This window comes from Jeotgalibacillus proteolyticus (assembly GCF_002926065.1).
Lineage (GTDB): Bacteria > Bacillota > Bacilli > Bacillales > Jeotgalibacillaceae > Jeotgalibacillus > Jeotgalibacillus proteolyticus.
The window spans coordinates 137033-151773 of sequence record NZ_PREZ01000005.1; the positions used below are offsets into that span (position 1 = coordinate 137033).

Genomic DNA, 14741 nt, shown 5'->3' on the forward strand with positions numbered 1-14741 from the left:
GTGAAACGAAGCTATATCGCAGTCGGGGTTCTTTTAGCTGCCATATTTATTGGAGGAGTGGTGTTTGCTTTGAATTCTAACTCAGCAAATGAAGGAGCAGATGATTTTTATAACCCGGTTCTGCCGGATGGAGCAGATCCGTGGATGGTTAAGCATGATGATTACTACGTCTACACTCATACAACGGGCGGGAATGTTACCATTTGGAAAACGGACAGCCCCACCTCCCTCACAGAAGCAGAATCCAAGGTCATCTGGACGCCTCAGTCCGGAACCCCAAACAGTCAAAATATCTGGGCGCCTGAAATTCATTTCTTAGATGGAAAATGGTATGTCTATTACGCGGCCAACGGTCCAGGAACTGGTCACCGGATGTATGTTCTGGAATCAGAGACCGAGGATCCATTTTCAGACTACATTGATCGCGGACAAATTACTGATCCTACAGATAAATGGGGAATTGACGGCACGGTAATTGAACAGGGTAAGGATCTTTATTATGTATGGTCCGGCTGGGAAGGCGATGAAAATGTCAGCCAGTATACTTATATTGCCAGCATGTCAGATCCGGCAACCATTAACAGCGACCGGGTTGAATTATCCCGTCCTGAATACGAATGGGAAACAAGAGGCGGTTCTCCTTCCATAAATGAAGGCCCTCAAATTCTGATGCATGACGATAAAATACATATCGTCTACTCAGGAAGCGGCAGCTGGAGTGATTTTTACAATCTGGGAATTCTGACTGCTCAAAAGGATGCTGACCTGCTTGATCCTGCTTCTTGGACGAAAAAAGAAACACCTGTATTTGAAAGTGGAAATGGCGTATTTGGACCAGGCCACGCCTCCTTCACCAAATCACCTGATGATACTGAAGACTGGATTGTTTATCATGCTGCAAAAGCGGAAGGCTCTGGCTGGACGCGAAATGTCAGAATGCAGCCCTTCACCTTTGATGATGAAGGCTTCCCTGACTTTGGCGAGCCGGTTGCACTCGATGAGCCTCTTCCTTTGCCTTCAGGCGACCCGGCTGTCATTTATCGTATTCATGCAGCTGATATGGAAACGGAGGCAGCTCGCGAGGAGGATGATCTTATTCGTTTAACTTCTGGCGAATCCGTCCAATTCGACTTCACGGCTCCGAAAGACGGCAGCTATACACTGTATTTTTACGGCAAGAACAATCGAGAGGTTATGCTAAACGGATCAACTGATGGGACCGATTTCCGTCTGTATCTCGCAGAAAACGACGGCTCAACAGAAACACTTTCTGTAAACACCTATTCCCTGGATCTGAAAAAAGGCTCTAATACGATTGAAATTAGTGTTCAAAATGGGGAGACTGTTCTGAGCCACGTTGAATTTAGATAATTTAAAGGGAGGCTGGGACAAATATCTCAACCTTCTAACCCAGTTCACTGCGCTTCAGGCGGACGCTTTCCGCGGGGCGGGGCTTGAGCTAACTTGCTTTAAGCAAGTGGATCTCAAGCTCCCGCTTCATCCCGCTGGAGTCGCCACCTTCCGCTCCGCTCACCTAACGTTTCTCATGGATATTGGTTTTTGATCAGGAGGCGTTAGTTCGTCAATCGGAAACGGTAATTAATCGTGTGATTTCTCTAGTTATGACTGGATATGGAGATATTTATGTACCAGGTTCAAATTTGTGAGCACAATTTCAGATTTACGAGCCGAATCACTTATTTTGTGAGCACAGTCTAAATTTAGACCTACACCTTCTGTCCCTTTTACTTCAATTTTAAATTGATAAGAGGTGTCTGCCATTGTGGATTTTTTTACTACTCCACCATATCTCCCAATCAATGGGTTAAACTCCTTCATCCCCAATCACCTCAAGCTTAAACAGATAAAACACATCCCCGGTCACATCATTTTCTTTATCGCTCATCCACCACATTCCCCACGAGTAATAATAAATACCCGGGACTTCAGGCGCTTCAAATTGAAAGCTTGCTGACTGAACATTTTTGTTGTTTTGGGTTAATTCCGTTCTGTCTGGCATGAGGTCAGTTTGGAGCTCGATGACGATCTCTTCCCCAGCAGGAACTTGTATTCCCGGCTCGTTTTCTAAGGCGTCCTCCGGTCCTGCTGCGTCTGCACAGACGCCATGGCCGTTTCCTGACCAGCAGTATGAGCCTAGTGTCGTTTCGTACGTCTCCGTTCCAATTTTAAGCATGGCTTTTGGGGGGCCAAACTGAGTGCCGCTTGCAGTACATCCGGCCATAATAAAAATGATTAAAGCAATAAATCCAGAAAAGACTTTTCCCATGACGATTCCCTCCTTTTCCCATTAGACGGTACCTTTATTTATTAGTTACAATGTTTTCCTTTATATTTTCGACAACGAAAAAAAAGCCCGCTGACTCTGCTTCTGTCAGCCGGCCTCCCGGATTAACTCACAAACATTCTGATCGCGATGCCGATTAATATACTTCCTCCGATTACTTCACTGTAGCGGCCGACCGTATGCTTCAATACTTGTCCTATTTGAAGACCAATTAAGGTCATGACACTGGCAAAAAATCCGAATAATAAAACGGCAATCCATGTTTCTGATTGATTGGTGCCGAGAGTGACCCCGACTGACAGACTGTCCACACTGACACCAAGGGCGAATACCACCCATCTGACCCATGTCATAATCATGACCGGTACAGTTCGTCCGACCATACCGGACCGTATCATCTGTAGACCGACGGCAACCAAAAGAGCAATTCCGACCCAGCTGATCGTGTGCGATAGTGCACTTCCAATTAGAATCCCGATGATCGGCATAATAATATGGAACAGCCCCACAAGCATACTGCCGCTCCATTTTTTTGCACCGCTTACCCCTTGTGCACCAATGGCTATGCTGGCAGAAAAAGCATCCATTCCAAGACCGATGGCAAGCCATACAATGAGGTCCACAAAATCCCCCTCTCCTATCCCTTACTTCTCCATTGACTTTATGCTTTAAAAAGGAAAGGAAGAACCAATTTAGGGAGAATCAGAAAAGAGCCTCTATATTAGAGACTCCTGTCATCCTGATGTTCAATCAGCCATTTATGCCCCGCTGCTTTAACCAGCCTGTTCATAATGGCTACACCGATTCCTCTAAGCTCCACGCTTTGAGCAAGGATAATATCGACCGCTTCCTCATCAAACGCACGAATGCTTTCATAAAGGGAGTGCGCGGTTGTAGAGAGGTCATCCTCGGTTCCGCAGGCCACTAGAAAATCAGCTTTAATATGGTTGATCGTTTCGATTGGCGCAAGCAGCCCTACTTTTTTCCCATCCTGCTGATAGGCAGCAATCGTTTCCTGCAGCCATTGATGCGAGCCCTTTGTGACAAAAAGAGGAGCTGTCGGCGCATAATGTGTATACTTCATCCCGGGGGATTTAGGTTTTTCATCCCAATCTTCAAGAGACGGGTCAACTACGACTTCTCCAATCCAGTCTCTTATTTCCTCTGCGGAAACGCCCCCCGGCCTCAGGATCATCGGAGGTGTCACCGTACAGTCAAGCACCGTTGATTCAACCCCTACTCCTGTTTCACCGCCGTCGATAATAGCCGCAATCCGTCCATTTAAATCATGGTAGACGTGTTGAGCGGATGTTGGGCTTGGTTTTCCGCTTCTATTGGCGCTTGGGGCAGCAACCGGCTTGCCTGCTTCCTCAATTACCGCAAGCGCTACGGGGTGATTTGGCATTCGGATGCCAACAGTATCAAGACCTGCAGTAACCATTTCAGAAAATACACCCGGCTTTTTTTTGAAAATAAGCGTTAATGGACCCGGCCAAAAGTGCTCAATCAGGGCTTTTGCCGTATGATCCACATGCAAAACGAGTTCGGTGAGCTGGCTTGCAGAGGAGATATGCACAATGAGGGGATTATCTGAGGGTCTTCCTTTTGCATTAAAAATCCCTTGAACGGCCTGATCGCTCGTTGCATCGGCTCCAAGTCCATATACTGTTTCTGTAGGAAAGGCAACTGTATTTCCATCACGCAATAACTGCGCTGCTTTTTTTATCTGTGGATAATCAAAATCTTTATCCACATTTTTATCCACACTCCACATAGAGGTGATCATGTGAATCCACTCCTAAAATATTTTATTCTTTAAACTATTTTATCCCCAAAATTTGTTCTTTTTCTTATAAAATAAGGAGAACCTCTCAAATTATTAGTATATTATACTTTTATAAATTCACAAACCGGAACTACTTGTCCACAAAGTGTGTATAACTTTACTCAGATTGTGCACAACTTTGTGTATAATTAGCTTTTTTTCTGACTTATCCACCTATTTCGAAATTAATCCCCAGCTTTTTTTAAACCAGGTAACAATTAGGGAATCCACCTTAACTGAATCATCCTTTAAATCCTTTTTTGGGGATAAGTCAGGCTGGCACTCCTCTTTTTCTGATTTATCAGCGGCTTTTGCTTCTTTAATCAGGATTTGTCCACAGAGCTCAGGAAAAATCGAGCACCACCAGTTCTTTCCTTTTCCTTCGCCGAGGGTGACAAGTACTGTATCAAAAATCCCTTCAGGACTAATGCCTTCTTCTGTAATCTTTTCAGGAAAAAGATGTTTTTCAAAGCGGACCGTTGCTGAATAAGAAAAGCCTTGATCTAAAATCTCCTGCTGTACAAGCTCTTCCCACTCCCCGACCTTACTTTCAAGCTGATCACTCAGCTCATCCCTGTTCCACAGGCGATCTCCTGACAGCGTTTGAAGAATCTGCCCCTGGACGAGTGTGTAGATGGATTCCTTAATCTCCTGATCCTGCACCTCGTCACTGTGAGCAAGCACTCTAAAACGGATATCAAGATCCGCCGAAGCCTCTGCGGTATGAGCCGGTACGAGTAATGAACCTGATAGAATCGTTGCAATCAGCCACTTTGTTTTCATCGTAAGTTCCTCCACATGCTTTGTTACACGTCATTGTGGACAGACTTACTCTTTTTTAAACATGAGGCAGAAGTCGACAAAATACCATCCGATCCTTGCCGTTTATATCATAGACAATCTCAGTTTCATCCTTTGGAAATGACTTTTTTAAAAAGGCTTCTACGAGCTTACCTTGTCCTGCTCCCACTTCAAAGCCAATTAATCCAGGGCGGTTCATATAGGCCGGCAGCTGCTCGCACATCTTCCGGTATAAAATTAACCCCTCTTCATCGGCAAACAACGCTTCATGCGGCTCATGGTCCACTACCACTTCGGACATGCTTTCCCTGTCCTTATGCGGAATGTATGGAGGATTGGAAATCATCACATCGATTTTCGTTCCCTTTTTAATTGCTTGAAGAAGATCACTTTCTAAAAAGTGAACCTCAGCCTTTAACTCCTCGGCATTTTTCCTCGCTGTTGACAGGGCATCAGGGGAAATATCGACTCCTGTTACCTGCCAGGATGGACGTTCAAGCTTAAGCGTAATGGCGATGATTCCGCTGCCTGTTCCAATATCCAGGCAGTTGATGGGCTGATCCTTATTAAATAAAGCATCGCACCGCTCAAGCGCATAATAGAGTAATTCCTCAGTTTCCGGCCGCGGGATTAATACATGCTGATTGACCGTGAATTTTCTGCCATAAAATTGTTCAGAGCCGATGAGATGCTGAACGGGAATACCTGTTGTGTGCGCTGTGACAAGCTCTTTAAAGCGCTTAACATCCTGTTCTGCCAGCTCTTCTCTCAGGTTCATATAAAGCTCTGTGCGGTTCATGTCAAGCACATGGCGCAGTAAAAGCTCAGCTGCAAACGGCTCGCGGTTAAACTCCTCTAAATAAGAAGAAGCCCAATTAAGGGCCTCGTAAAGTTTATAGATTGTCGCCACTATTCATGGCCTCCATTCTTGCTGATTGCTCTTCCATAATCAGCGCTTCAATCACTTCATCCATCTTCCCTTGAAGAATCTGATCGAGCTTTTGAATCGTAAGACCGATGCGGTGATCGGTTACACGGTTTTGCGGGAAGTTATACGTACGGATCCGCTCAGAGCGATCCCCAGAACCAACAGCAGACTTACGTACAGCGTCATATTCTGCCTGTGCTTCCTGCTGGAATTTGTCGTAAACACGCGCGCGCAAAAGCTTCATCGCTTTTTCTTTATTTTTGATCTGTGATTTTTCATCCTGAATGGACGCAACAATTCCTGTTGGAACGTGCGTTAAACGTACGGCTGACATCGTCGTATTAACCGATTGCCCTCCTGGTCCGCTTGATGCAAAAGTATCCACTCGGATATCTTTATCGTGGATTTCAATTTCCACATCCTCTGTCTCAGGAAGACACGCAACGGTTGCAGTTGACGTGTGAATTCGGCCGCCGGACTCTGTTTCCGGCACCCGCTGCACACGGTGTGCTCCGTTCTCAAACTTCATATGGGAATAAGCACCGCTTCCGTTAATCATAAAAATGATCTCCTTGTAGCCGCCCACTCCTGTGGTACTTGCTTCAATAACTTCGATTTTCCAGCCGCGGGATTCCGCATATCGGCTGTACATCCGGTAAAGATCGCCTGCAAATAAAGCGGCCTCATCTCCGCCCGCTGCGCCTCGAATCTCCATAATTACGTTTTTATCATCATTCGGATCCTTTGGAATAAGCAGGATATGAAGCTTATCTTCAAGCGCTTCAATTTCTTTTGACAGCTCGTTTACTTCCTCTTTCACCATCTCACGCATATCTGCGTCAAGCTTTTCATTCAGCATCTCCCTTGCTTCTTTGTGCTGCTGAAAAACTTCTTTATATTGGCGATAGGTTTCAACGGTTTCAGTCATGTCAGACTGCTCTTTAGAGTACTCTCGCAGTTTTTTTGTATCATTCACGATTTCCGGATCACTAAGTAATTCATTTAATTTATCATAACGGTCTTCTACCGCCTGTAATCGATCGAACATTTCACTTCACCTCTCTAGATAGTATAGCCGATGGCTATTGGTCAGACAATGTTTTTAGCGGAAATGAGCTTTTAAGCATAACGGTATGCCCGCCCAAAGAAATTTGAACGGGCATCCGCTTATCCCATTTGTTTTACCATCTATCTAGCCGAAACCATTGTACTGAATATATCTTTTAATACGAGAGTAACCGCTCCAATGACCGTTCCATCTTCACCAAGTTCAGATTTCACAATTTCTGTATTCCTCGCTTCTTCAGTCAGGGCCCGCTGTTGAACGACTTCTCTAATCGGTCCTAAAATAAACTCATCCGATTTTGATACGCCTCCTCCTATAATAATACGTGCAGGATTAATGAGATTAATTAAATTTGTGACACCAACCCCGATATATCTCCCTGTCTCTGCTAATATTTTAATACTGTATTCGTCTCCTTGGAGAGCACATTGATGAATAAGCTCCCCTGTTATATTCTCCATATTCCCGTTTAGCTTTTCTATAATAAGCGTTTTTCTTCCAAGCTTGAGACCATTGACCACCTTTTCGGTTAAAACTCCTCCTCCTGCAACTGTCTGAAGACAACCGTAGCTTCCACAGGAACAAAGCTTCCCATTAAGATCAATAATCATGTGACCAAACTCTCCTGCTATATTATATTCACCGCGGAATAATTCGTTATTGTAGATAATACCCGCACCTATCCCTACGCCTATATTAATGCAAATTAAATTCTCAATTCCCTGCCCTTTTCCGAACCATGTTTCTCCTAAAGCTAAGGCTCGAGCGTCATTTTCCACATAAACGGGGATTTCCATATGGTTTTCTATATAAGATTTGATCGGGATATTCTTTAAATTAAAGTTTGGGGCAAAGATTGCAACCCCATTTTTATAGTCTACAATCCCATGCATTCCTATCCCTATTCCAAGCACCTTTGATCTTTCAATTTTATTTAATATAATGATTTGCTCAGCGATTTGGTGAAGCGTCTCTAACAAAACCTGGTTTGTTAAAGGATAGGGCATGCTTACTTCCATCTTAAAAAGATTTTTTGCATTTAAGTTTGTGAGGGATGCTCGCACAGATTTGTCACCAACATCTATGCCTACAATAAATAAATCTCTTTCATTGATAGTCAGCAAAATCGGTTTTCGTCCTCCGCTTGATACACCTACATCAAATTCTCTCACAATTTTAGACTTAATTAATTCCGCCACGATATTGGTTACGGTAGGAGGAGTTAAGCTTGTTTTCTTTGCAATTTCCGACCTTGATATCGGGCTATGAACACGTATTGTATTTAATATTATGGATTTATTAATGGATTTCATCCATTTAAAACTTCCTGTTATTTGAGAGTTTGCCAATATACCATCTCCTTAATTCCCTGGAGGATTTCTTCAGGTTGTTTACCAACCCTTAGTATGTTTGGCTAAAGTCTCAGGAGCTATTTCATTTTTTGAGTACGGCCTTAAACTGATTTTATAAGTAAAGTTATTTGTTTTTAATTTGTACTTATCAAGCACATCCGGTCCGCAGCTAGCTGATCCAAGTCCATGCTGTTTATAGTCAATGTTCAATGTAATCTTGTCTTCTTTCAATAATTTATATGCATGCGACGCTTTGTCCAGCTGCTCAATTGAAAATTCATGAGCACTAAAATCAAATGAAGGAAACCCCTTCACTAAAAGCCCCGTACCGGACTGGTTGGTAAACGAAGCCCAAGCTACCTCATGCCTATTTCCGTTTTCCTGCGGGAAAGCATACTCCGTGTATAAGTCTGTTAAATCGCGCTCCCAAATCCCAAAACGATTCGCTAATTTACTATCAGCATAGGAATCACCAGGCCCCCTTCCTTTCCACACCACCTGGCTGAATTCTTTAGGAAGTGAAAACCGTGTTCCGATTCTCGGTATCGTTTCCGGTTTCTCTCCACTAAACTCGCCCGTAATTTCCATATTCACCTCTCCATCCCCATAAACTGTATATGAATACATCACGTTAATTCCCCATGCCAGTTTTGGAGGTGCAATGCGGGAGAGAATGTTTATTTGGACATGATGCTTATCTTCAGCCAATTGATAATGCAGCGAATCTAATCGATGCTGCAAGCAATTAAGTCCGTATTTTCCCCAAAAATCTTTGTTGCTTTGAGGCTTCCATTTACCGGTAGTATAATGATCATTATCGATGAGCGCTCGCCATCCGTTAAACCTGGGCCCCTTTTCGATAACATCGACCCCTTTATATATCCAGTGCTCAACAGTACCAGTGGTGGTATTAAATGCAATGTCGAAATCCTCACCGCTAATTTTAAGTCTGTTATTTTCTTCGTGCACTCCGATTAGTTCAGGGGTCGAATGCTTAGGAATTGTTGGCCCGGCATCTTTAGTTAACTGGAATTGTTCCCAGGCAATCTCATAATTTTCATCTGCCCAAGTAACAGGCTTTGCTAATACAAAGGATACATCCAATAAATAATCAACGGTCTGATTCTGAGGACTGGATAGCGAGTAGTTAAGTTCAATTGTTGAACTTTCTCCGGCGGCAATCTCCGGAAGTGTCATTCTTCCACTGTCAATAATCTTTTTATCATTCGTTATTTTCCAGACTAATTGTAAATAGTCTAACGAAAGAAAATCATATCGGTTTTTTAGTTCAAAGATGCCTTTCTCCAAATCAATTCCTTTCATCTGAACCGGTTCAAGTACTTTCTTGTATTCGTATAAGGACGGGGAGGGAGTATGGTCGGACATCGTTAAACCATCCATCACAAAATTGGAGTCATTTGGGTAATCACCAAAATCACCGCCATAGGCAAAGTATTGTTTCCCATTTTCTGCAGTTGTTCGCAAACCATGGTCACACCATTCCCAAACAAACCCTCCCTGTAAGCGATCATACTTATAAAAGAGATCCCAATATTCTTTTAAGTTTCCCGGGCTGTTCCCCATAGCGTGAGCATACTCACATAATATATGAGGCTTTTTAAGCGCTTCTTTTTTTCCCAGCTGCTCCAGCGTGTCAATATCAGTGTACATCGTTGTAAAAACGTCAGAGCTCTCCGGTTCCTTTATCTCTTCAAGTTTTCCTTTATTCATAATTGCCCGGCATTCCCCTTCGTAATGGATAAGCCGAGCAGGATCATTCTGTTTGGCCCATTCATACATCGCTTGATGATTCCGGCCATAACCTGATTCATTTCCCAGTGACCACATAAAAATAGATGGGTGATTCTTGTCTCTTTCGACCATTCTTTTCATCCTGTCAAGATAAGCAGCCTCCCAATTTTTATCATCACTTATTTTATTTGGTTCTCCTATATTCTCAAATCCATGGCATTCGAGGTCAGCTTCATCAATGACGTACAGCCCATATTCGTCGCAAAGATCATAAAAGAGCGGATCATTTGGGTAATGTGCTGTTCTGACAGCATTAATATTGAACTGTTTCATTAACCTTATATCAGCTTCCATATTTTCATATGAAACAGTCCGTCCGAAATCAGGATGATGATCATGCCGGTTAACTCCTTTAAGCATGATCGGTACCCCATTGAAAATAAGAAGGCCATTTTTCAGCTCTACTGAACGAAAACCCACTTTTACTGGTATTACTTCTACAATTTTATCCTCAGTGGTTTTCAAAATGATGTTCAGGTGATACAAAGAAGGGTTTTCAGCTGACCACTTACTTGGGTTTTTTACGAAAATTTCAATTGATTCACTCTTGCTGCTGCCGGTATTAGCAATATGCTTATTTACTTTTTCAATCATATTATTTTTTTGATCGTACAGGGTGTATTCAAGTAGAACATGCTCAGTTGCATCCCCTTCTAGATAGGTATCCACTTTCAACGTTGCATCCTGGTAATTTTCATCTAAAATTGTATTAACTTTAAAATCCCTTATATGGAATTCTTGCTGCATTAGTAGATACACATCCCGAAAAATCCCGCTCAGCCACCACATATCCTGATCCTCTATGTAACTTGCATCCGACCACTGGTAAACCCTTACAGAAACAGTGTTTTTTCCTTTCTGAATAAACGAGGTGATATCGAATTCCGCAGGTACCCTGCTACCCTGACTGTATCCGACCTCACTGCCATTAATCCACAAATGAAAGGCGCTATCTACTCCTTCAAATCTGATTATTGTTTTATTGTTTAAGTCATTCTCTCCGATATAAAATGTCCGTTGGTAAGAGCCTGTAGGATTTTCCGTTGGTACTCTTGGAGGATCAACCGGAAATGGATATTGTTTATTTGTGTAATGCGGCCTCCCATATCCCTTCATTTGCCAGCAGGAAGGCACTATAATGTCATCCCATTCTCTTACTTTCTCTGTATCCTGAAAAAAACCCTCCGGTGCTTCGCTTGGCGATTCAGCATAATGAAATTTCCATAAACCATTTAGTGATTTAACATTCTCTGAATTTCCTCTTTGATTGGTCATGGCAGATTGTGTATTTTGATACGGAATAAAATATGAACGCTCAGGCAATCGATTTTTATGAAGCACCTCTATATTTTCCCAATCATTTATTAAATCCATTTTTACCATTCCTTTCTATTACGTTGAACTATAGCAATACTAGCCCTTAACTGATCCGCCAAAGACACCTGAAACAAAGTGTTTTTGAAACACTAGGAATAAAATAAGCATCGGTAATAACCCTATTACTGAGCCTACCATTACCGTCCCATATTGAACGATCTGGCCGGGTTGAACCATCATAGATAAGAGAAGAGGCAATGTATACATCTCTTTTGAACTGACTACAACCAACGGCCAGATGAAATTCCCCCATTGCTGCATAAATGTCACAATAGCAAGGGCTGCACATGCAGGCTTCATCGTCGGCAATACAATTCGAAAGAAAATCCCAAAATCCCTGCATCCATCCATCTTTGCTGATTCAATCAATTCATTGGGGAAGGAAATCATTTGCTGTCTCATTAAAAAAACGCCAAAAGGTGTTACTAAGAATGGAATGATTAATGCTAAGTAACTATCCATCCAATCCAAATTCATCATAATGATAAACATCGGCACAAGCATTATTTGGGTAGGAACCATCATAATGAGCAGCACGCTGTAAAATAAAGGTTCTCTCCCTTTAAAGGTATATTTAGCAAAAGCGTAGCCTGCCAGAGCCGAAAAAAAGACGGTACTAACTGTCGTAATACCTGAAACTAACAAACTATTAAATAATGCTCTCCATATTGGCCAAGAATCCTGCAATCTTGCCAGATTGTCAGCAAAATTACTGCTTGGAACAAGAGTTGGAGGCACTTTAAAGATCTGGCTCTCCTGAAGAGTAGAAGCTGTAAACATCCAATAAAACGGAAAAACCGAAATGGTAACCCCAATCAGAGCGAAAACATAAAGCATCAGTTTATTAAACTCCTTTTGCTGATACATGTTTACACTTCACCTCCTCTGGATAAGCGGATTTGGAAATAGGCAAGGATTGCAATGATCGTCGTTACAACATAGGCTCCTGCTGAAGCTAAACCAAAGTTAAATGAACTGAACGCTTTTTCATAGATATATAAAATGACCGTATTTGTTTCGCCTCTTGGTCCCCCGCTTGTTAATACAAACGGTTCAGCAAATAGCTGCAAGGTACCAATTGTCGAAAGTATTCCGCAAAATAACAAAACCGGCTTTAATAAAGGGATGGTTATCTTAAAGAAGCTCGTTAATGTACCAGCGCCATCAATGCTTGCTGATTCATAAAGTTCTTTTGGGATTGTCTGCAGACCTGACAGAATAATGATGGCGTTATACCCTGTCCATCGCCAGGTGACGGCTATAATAATAAGAATTTTTGCCCATGTGCCATCAGAGAACCAGGGAACTGCTCCAATCCCCAATAAACTAAGTCCTTGATTTATTAAGCCATAACCTTCATTAAATATTAGTGAAAACACTAAAGCATAGGTAACTAAGTCGATTAAAGCCGGAAGAAAAAATCCAAGACGGAACAACCCTCTTGCTTTTAACATATCTGAGTTGAGAACTGAGGCCATTGCGGTAGCAAGAACAAGCATAACCGGTACTTGAACAATTAATATTAAGCCGGTGGTTCTTAGGGATTGCCAAAAAATACTGTCCCCAAAAAGCTGTCTGTAATTAGCCAGTCCTACAAAAGTCGTTTCTCCAGCTCTCCATTCACTAAAGCTCAGCACAAGAGAATAAATAACCGGATACAGCATAAAAACAGAAAATATTAAAAAAAATGGAGCTACAAACAAGTAGGGGCTTATATTAAACACACTTTTATTTTTCGTACTCTTTTTTCCTTTTGATTTAAGAAGCGCAAAAGCATTCGTTCTGGACACTACATCACCTCCAAGAGTGGTACCTCAGAAAAATCTGAGGTACCATATTAGATCAATTTGCTATTTCCAGACCTGTTTCGTTTGATACTTTTTTCTCTGCATCTCTCAATGCGGCTTCAATATCCTTCCCATCTATTACTACTTCTCCTATGGCATCAGCCATGGCTGAGTTTACGTCAAGGAAATGGGAACCGTAATCAATCGGTGGAATATCAGTAGACAATTCACCAAAAAATTCTGATAGTGCAATTTCAAAAAACTCATCTTCTTCTGAAAATTTCTCAGTTTCATAGTATGGCTGCCATGATGGGAACAACCCGTATTCCATTTGGACATCTTGACCTTCATTTGTCATTAACGTGTATTCAAGGAATTCCCAAGCCAATGCTTCATTCTCTGTCTGAGATGAGATAGCGAGGACAGAGCCGCCGGAATGAGACTGATTTGGTCCGCCTTCAGTAAATGCCGGCATCGGCATAAGGCCCCATAGTCCCTGTTGATCACTAGCTTGCGTCTTGATCGTTCCCGCATACCAAACCGGGAAAAGAACAGTAGCAATTTGATTATTTGAGAATGCACGGATTCTGTCATCCCAAGTAGGAGCTTGTAAAAAAAGATCTGCATCCACCATTTTTTTAAACATATCCATTGCCTGAATATTTTCTTCTCTAACTAACTGAATATTTCCATTCTCATCGTAATATTGACCGCCCAATTGGTTCATTAACATCCTGTACGTTTCAGCAATATCATCATTTGTTAGAGAATGTGAAGACATTTTCACTCCATCTAATTCGCTTTGTAATTTCTGACCTGCCTCGATATATTTATCCCACGTCGTAATTTCGTTAGGATCAATACCTGCATCTTCAAACATATCTTTTCGATAGTACATTCCAACAGGGCCGATATCCCATGGCATGGCATAAACGGTGTCTTCTTTTTCCACTAGGTTCATTGCCACTTCTGCAAACTCACTTTTACGATCCCCCAGCCGATCTGTTATATCAATAAACTGTCCGTCAAATACTTCCATAAAATTCGGAAAGTCTCTTTGTTGTACCTGAACAATGTCAGGAGCTCCCCTACCTGCTGTTAATGGAGGAATAATGCTGTTATAATCGCTTGTCGTATACTCTATCGTCACTGTTGCATCCGGGTACTCCTCCATAAAATTTTCTGCTGTCTCAGATAAAGAATCTGCTGCTAAATTCCAAGCAGCCACTGTAATCTCTCCAGAAATTTCTCCATCCTCTCCTGCGTTAGATCCTGATCCCGAATCCGACGAACAACCCGTTAAGATTAGCACAATAAATAGTCCAGATAATAAAACTCGTAATTTCATCCTGTTTCCTCCATTTTGATTTTTTTGGTTTAATCTAACTTAATTAATTTAATTAAGTTACTGCGTAGCTTTGAATAAAAGCACCTCTTTCTCTTTAAAATACCAGCATAAAAACTCACCCTTTCTTTCATAAATCACAT

Annotated in this window: 13 protein-coding genes; 1 reads left to right on the forward strand and 12 read right to left on the reverse strand. The window is 42.1% G+C overall.

All coding sequences use genetic code 11. The annotated features are described in order from the left end of the window. Positions 1-1371 carry a family 43 glycosylhydrolase gene (locus C4B60_RS13830; protein WP_104058617.1) on the forward strand — a complete coding sequence of 457 codons (1371 nt, stop codon included), beginning with the start codon at positions 1-3 and terminating at the stop codon, positions 1369-1371. Between the two features lie 249 nt (positions 1372-1620). Here C4B60_RS13830 and C4B60_RS13840 read toward each other — a convergent pair whose 3' ends face one another. From C4B60_RS13840 to C4B60_RS13895, 12 genes are all read right to left on the reverse strand, one after another. Further along, a complete protein-coding gene (locus tag C4B60_RS13840; RefSeq protein WP_104058619.1) occupies positions 1621-1839 on the reverse strand; it encodes a hypothetical protein in 219 nt (72 codons plus the stop codon). Then, positions 1826-2287, reverse strand: coding sequence for a hypothetical protein (locus tag C4B60_RS13845; protein WP_104058620.1), 462 nt, complete (start codon positions 2285-2287; stop codon positions 1826-1828). The genes C4B60_RS13840 and C4B60_RS13845 overlap by 14 nt, the downstream gene beginning before the upstream one ends. 122 nt (positions 2288-2409) lie before the next feature. Next, positions 2410-2928, reverse strand: coding sequence for a manganese efflux pump MntP (locus tag C4B60_RS13850; RefSeq protein WP_104058621.1), 519 nt, complete (start codon positions 2926-2928; stop codon positions 2410-2412). Between the two features lie 98 nt (positions 2929-3026). Beyond that, positions 3027-4091: an L-threonylcarbamoyladenylate synthase gene (locus C4B60_RS13855; protein WP_104058622.1), complete on the reverse strand. Its 1065-nt coding sequence runs from the start codon at positions 4089-4091 to the stop codon at positions 3027-3029. 213 nt (positions 4092-4304) lie between these two features. Further along, positions 4305-4913: a stage II sporulation protein R gene (locus C4B60_RS13860; protein ID WP_104058623.1), complete on the reverse strand. Its 609-nt coding sequence runs from the start codon at positions 4911-4913 to the stop codon at positions 4305-4307. A gap of 55 nt (positions 4914-4968) precedes the next feature. Continuing rightward, positions 4969-5841 carry a peptide chain release factor N(5)-glutamine methyltransferase gene (gene prmC / locus C4B60_RS13865; protein ID WP_342365042.1) on the reverse strand — a complete coding sequence of 291 codons (873 nt, stop codon included), beginning with the start codon at positions 5839-5841 and terminating at the stop codon, positions 4969-4971. After that, on the reverse strand, positions 5825-6907 hold the full coding sequence (gene prfA / locus C4B60_RS13870; RefSeq protein ID WP_104058624.1) for a peptide chain release factor 1: 1083 nt from the start codon (positions 6905-6907) through the stop codon (positions 5825-5827). The genes prmC and prfA overlap by 17 nt, the downstream gene beginning before the upstream one ends. Before the next feature lie 140 nt (positions 6908-7047). Beyond that, positions 7048-8274, reverse strand: coding sequence for an ROK family transcriptional regulator (locus C4B60_RS13875; protein WP_245153985.1), 1227 nt, complete (start codon positions 8272-8274; stop codon positions 7048-7050). Positions 8275-8316: 42 nt separating this feature from the next. Further along, on the reverse strand, positions 8317-11463 hold the full coding sequence (lacZ, locus tag C4B60_RS13880; protein WP_104058625.1) for a beta-galactosidase, LacZ type: 3147 nt from the start codon (positions 11461-11463) through the stop codon (positions 8317-8319). A 39-nt stretch (positions 11464-11502) separates the two neighbouring features. Then, positions 11503-12333 carry a carbohydrate ABC transporter permease gene (locus C4B60_RS13885; RefSeq protein ID WP_104058626.1) on the reverse strand — a complete coding sequence of 277 codons (831 nt, stop codon included), beginning with the start codon at positions 12331-12333 and terminating at the stop codon, positions 11503-11505. 2 nt (positions 12334-12335) lie between these two features. Beyond that, positions 12336-13256 carry a carbohydrate ABC transporter permease gene (locus C4B60_RS13890; protein WP_245153986.1) on the reverse strand — a complete coding sequence of 307 codons (921 nt, stop codon included), beginning with the start codon at positions 13254-13256 and terminating at the stop codon, positions 12336-12338. Positions 13257-13308: 52 nt separating this feature from the next. Continuing rightward, on the reverse strand, positions 13309-14601 hold the full coding sequence (locus tag C4B60_RS13895; RefSeq protein ID WP_104058627.1) for an ABC transporter substrate-binding protein: 1293 nt from the start codon (positions 14599-14601) through the stop codon (positions 13309-13311). Between the last annotated feature and the right edge of the window lie 140 nt (positions 14602-14741).

Coding starts and splice junctions, on each gene's coding strand:
- C4B60_RS13860 (WP_104058623.1), bottom strand. CDS start 4,913: ATGAAAACAAAGTGGCTGATTGCAACGATTCTATCAGGTTCATTACTC.
- prfA (WP_104058624.1), bottom strand. CDS start 6,907: ATGTTCGATCGATTACAGGCGGTAGAAGACCGTTATGATAAATTAAAT.
- C4B60_RS13840 (WP_104058619.1), bottom strand. CDS start 1,839: ATGAAGGAGTTTAACCCATTGATTGGGAGATATGGTGGAGTAGTAAAA.
- C4B60_RS13855 (WP_104058622.1), bottom strand. CDS start 4,091: ATGATCACCTCTATGTGGAGTGTGGATAAAAATGTGGATAAAGATTTT.
- C4B60_RS13885 (WP_104058626.1), bottom strand. CDS start 12,333: ATGTATCAGCAAAAGGAGTTTAATAAACTGATGCTTTATGTTTTCGCT.
- C4B60_RS13845 (WP_104058620.1), bottom strand. CDS start 2,287: ATGGGAAAAGTCTTTTCTGGATTTATTGCTTTAATCATTTTTATTATG.
- lacZ (WP_104058625.1), bottom strand. CDS start 11,463: ATGGATTTAATAAATGATTGGGAAAATATAGAGGTGCTTCATAAAAAT.
- C4B60_RS13895 (WP_104058627.1), bottom strand. CDS start 14,601: ATGAAATTACGAGTTTTATTATCTGGACTATTTATTGTGCTAATCTTA.